The organism is Polaribacter sp. BAL334 (genome assembly GCF_015767435.1).
Lineage (GTDB): Bacteria > Bacteroidota > Bacteroidia > Flavobacteriales > Flavobacteriaceae > Polaribacter.
Genome location: NZ_JADWOV010000160.1, coordinates 1 through 454, shown reverse-complemented (window position 1 = coordinate 454; position 454 = coordinate 1). Strand labels below are relative to the sequence as shown.

General features: G+C 32.8%; 1 protein-coding gene. It reads left to right on the top strand.

What is annotated here, in order from left to right:
* Nucleotides 1-316: sulfite exporter TauE/SafE family protein (locus tag IU405_RS00840; RefSeq protein WP_197436750.1), on the top strand; the 316-nt coding region annotated here is incomplete at its 5' end.
* Nucleotides 317-454 lie beyond the last annotated feature (138 nt).

Genomic DNA, 454 nt, shown 5'->3' with positions numbered 1-454 from the left:
TTTAAATGGTTTGTTGCCTTGTGGTTTGGTGTATATGGCTATTTTAGGCGCATTGACTACATCCACACCCATTTCAGGGGCGTTTTATATGTTTCTTTTTGGATTAGGAACCATTCCTTTAATGACAGTAGTTGTTTATTTTGGAAGTTTTGCCAAAGGAAATTTTAGAATTTTTATCCAAAAAGCAATTCCTGTTGTGGTGGTTTTTATGGGTGCTTTATTTATCTTAAGAGGTTTAGGATTGGGAATTCCATTCATTTCTCCTCCAGAACCTATTTTAACTTCTACTGTTGAGGCTGTAAAAAGTTGTCATTAGAAATGATTAGACACAAATTCCATGAATTTCACAGATACAATATGTATAAATTTGTGAAATAAAATGCATCAAAAATCCGTGTAAATCTGTGTAATTCGTGTCCAATAAACTACCAGCAATTAGTATTATATCTCAAGG